This is a genomic window from uncultured Methylobacterium sp. (genome assembly GCF_964242245.1).
GTDB lineage: Bacteria > Pseudomonadota > Alphaproteobacteria > Rhizobiales > Beijerinckiaceae > Methylobacterium.
This window is the reverse complement of the sequence record NZ_CAXTBY010000224.1, coordinates 1-2504: the sequence shown is the minus strand read 5'-3', so window position 1 is coordinate 2504 and position 2504 is coordinate 1. Positions and strand designations below refer to the sequence as shown.

Here is a 2504-nt window from a genome sequence, read left to right as displayed (position 1 = left end):
GCGGGGCGAGGGGATTCACGCTTCATCCGATCGCGTCGAGAGATGGGTGCATCTGCGAGCCCCTTTGCGGAGGAGGGTGAGCCTCGGCTCACACGAGGGTCGGGAGAGGGAAGCCACAGTGCCGGATGCGACGCTCCCCTCTCCCGACTTAGCGCGCGGGCCGCCCTCCCCCGCGGAGGGGGGAGGGTTCTCCCGTTGCCGGATCAATGCCTGAGATGACCGACCTCACCCTCAACGGCATCCGCGTCGAGGACACCTTCGCCGAGGCGTTCGATGTCGCCGGCACGGCCATCATCGTCACGAGCGACACCGCCAAGTGGGCGATGATCGCGGCCACCACGATGACGGGGTTCGCCACCTCGGTGATCGGCTGCGGCGCCGAGGCGGGAATCGACGCCGAGCTGTCGCCGGACGAGACGCCGGACGGCCGCCCGGGCGTGCGCATCCTCCTGTTCGGCTTCGAGCCGAACGGGCTGAAGGACCAGCTCCTCAAGCGCGTCGGCCAGTGCATCCTGACCTGCCCCGGCACGGCGTGTTTTGCCGGCGTCGAGGGCCCGACGAAGATCAAGCTCGGCGGTGCGATCCGCTACTTCGGCGACGGGTTCAGTGTCGCCAAGCGCCTGCCCGACCAATCCGGGCGGATGCGGCGCTACTGGCGCATCCCGGTGATGGACGGCGAGTTCCTGTGCGAGGATTTCGTGCGCGCGGTCGACGACGCCGTCGGCGGCGGCAACCTCTTGTTCCTCGGCCGCACGCACGCGGATACACTGACGGTGGCCGAGCACGCGGTCGAGGCGGCTCGGGCGATCCCGGGCGCGATCCTGCCCTTCCCCGGCGGCATCGTGCGCTCCGGCTCGAAGGTCGGCGCGCGGACCAAGGGCATGATGGCGTCCACCAACGACGCCTACTGCCCGACGCTCAAGGGGCGCGTCGGCTCGGCCCTGCCGCCCGAATGCGGCGTGGTGCTGGAGATCGTCATCGACGCGCTGACCTCGCAGGGCGTGTCGGATGCGATGCGCGCAGCCCTCCACGCCGCGACGGAGGTCGGGGCCGGGCACGGGCTCGTGGCGGTGACGGCCGGCAATTACGGGGGCAACCTCGGCCGCCATCACTACTACCTCCGCGACCTGCTGGCGCGACCCCCGGCGAAGGAGCCCACCGCGTGAGCGTCCTCACCCTTCGGCAGGCGCCGCCCGAGCGCCTCGATTTCCTGAACATCGCGCCGCTGGCCCTGTCCGGGCTGTCGCAGGCCGAGGCCGAGAGGCTGCCCGTCGGCACGACCCGGCGCGGACTGGTGCTCGGCGATTGCTTCTCCGTGGCGCTCGACCATTCGGACACCCTGACGATCGAGGGCGGCCACGCGCGGCTCGACCGGGTCGGCGCCGCGCTCGCGGAGGGCGCGATCCACGTCGTGGGCGATGTCGGCCAGCGCCTCGGCGAGGGGATGGCCGGCGGGACGCTGACGGTGTCGGGTGATGCCGGCCCGTTCGCGGGTGCGGGCGCGACCAGCGGCACGATCACCATCGCGGGCGATGCCGGGGACCATTGCGGCGGCGCGGTCTATGCCGCCAAGGCCGGCCTCGACGGCGCGACGCTGATCGTCAAGGGCGCAGCCGGCCGCCACCTCGGCGACCGGATGCGGCGCGGGCTGATCCTGGTGGAGCGGGCCGGCGACTACGCCGGATCGCGGATGCTCGCCGGCACGATCGCCGCGGTCTCCGTCGGCGACCATCCGGGCTACGGCATGCGCCGCGGCACCCTGCTCGTCGGCAGCCACGGCCGCCTGACCCCGACCTTCGTCGAGACCGGCCGCCACGACCTCGTCTTCCTGCGGCTGCTCGCCCGCGCCCTCAGGCCGTTGAGCCTCCGGCACGCCGGCCTCGCGGCGGGCGCCCTGCGACGCTACTCCGGCGATCTCGCGACGATCGCCAAGGGCGAGATCTGGGCCTCGGCCTGAGGCGCCGCGGTGGCTGTTCAGACCGCGCGCCCGGCCTATGATCGGAGGAACCCGGACCGAAAGACCGGGACGCCGCCAAGGAGGAGACCTGCCCGATGCTGATCCTGCTCTCCGTCTGCCTGCTGTCGCAGCCGGCCCAGTGCCACGAGGACCGCATTCCGATGGCCTACGAGGGGACCAGTCCCTTCGCCTGCCTGCGCCACGCCCAGAGCGCGCTGGCGGTCTGGCAGGAAGCGCATCCCGACCTGCACGTCGCCCGCTGGCGCTGCGCGGCTCGCGGCACGCTGCCGAAGGACCTGTGATACGGTTTCCAGGCTGATCGGTTCGGCTGCGTGCGCTCCCTCCCCTCTCTGTGGTGGAGGGTGGCCCTCGCGTGAGCGAGAGTCGGGATAGGGGAGCCACGGGTCCGGACAGTGCGCTCCCCTCTCCCGACGTAGCTCGCGGGCCGCACTGCCCCGCAGAGGCTTGCGGATGCGCACATCGCTTCACGCGATCCGGGAAGAGCGCAGGTCCCCACACCCGTAGCGGGAGAGGGACAGGATGAGGG

General features: G+C 72.1%; 3 protein-coding genes. All 3 read left to right on the top strand.

Features of this window, described 5'->3' with window-relative positions; all coding sequences use genetic code 11:
- The first annotated feature begins 215 nt into the window (after positions 1 to 215).
- The 3 genes from fhcD to ACFE8Y_RS21660 all read left to right on the top strand — a co-directional run bounded on the left by fhcD (position 216) and on the right by ACFE8Y_RS21660 (position 2259).
- The gene (fhcD, locus tag ACFE8Y_RS21670) at positions 216 to 1166 is read left to right on the top strand and encodes a formylmethanofuran--tetrahydromethanopterin N-formyltransferase (protein ID WP_375466427.1); all 951 of its coding nucleotides are present in this window, start codon (positions 216 to 218) and stop codon (positions 1164 to 1166) included.
- Positions 1163 to 1957, top strand: a complete 795-nt coding sequence (locus ACFE8Y_RS21665) for a formylmethanofuran dehydrogenase subunit C (RefSeq protein ID WP_375466426.1) — start codon at positions 1163 to 1165, stop codon at positions 1955 to 1957. Before fhcD ends, ACFE8Y_RS21665 begins: the two co-directional genes overlap by 4 nt.
- Positions 1958 to 2052: 95 nt before the next feature.
- Positions 2053 to 2259 carry a hypothetical protein gene (locus ACFE8Y_RS21660; protein WP_375466425.1) on the top strand — a complete coding sequence of 69 codons (207 nt, stop codon included), beginning with the start codon at positions 2053 to 2055 and terminating at the stop codon, positions 2257 to 2259.
- The last annotated feature ends 245 nt before the right edge of the window (positions 2260 to 2504 follow it).

What these genes read in the sequence shown, in the direction of transcription:
- fhcD (WP_375466427.1), top strand. Translation starts at nt 216, where the DNA reads ATGACCGACCTCACCCTCAACGGCATCCGCGTCGAGGACACCTTCGCC.
- ACFE8Y_RS21660 (WP_375466425.1), top strand. Translation starts at nt 2,053, where the DNA reads ATGCTGATCCTGCTCTCCGTCTGCCTGCTGTCGCAGCCGGCCCAGTGC.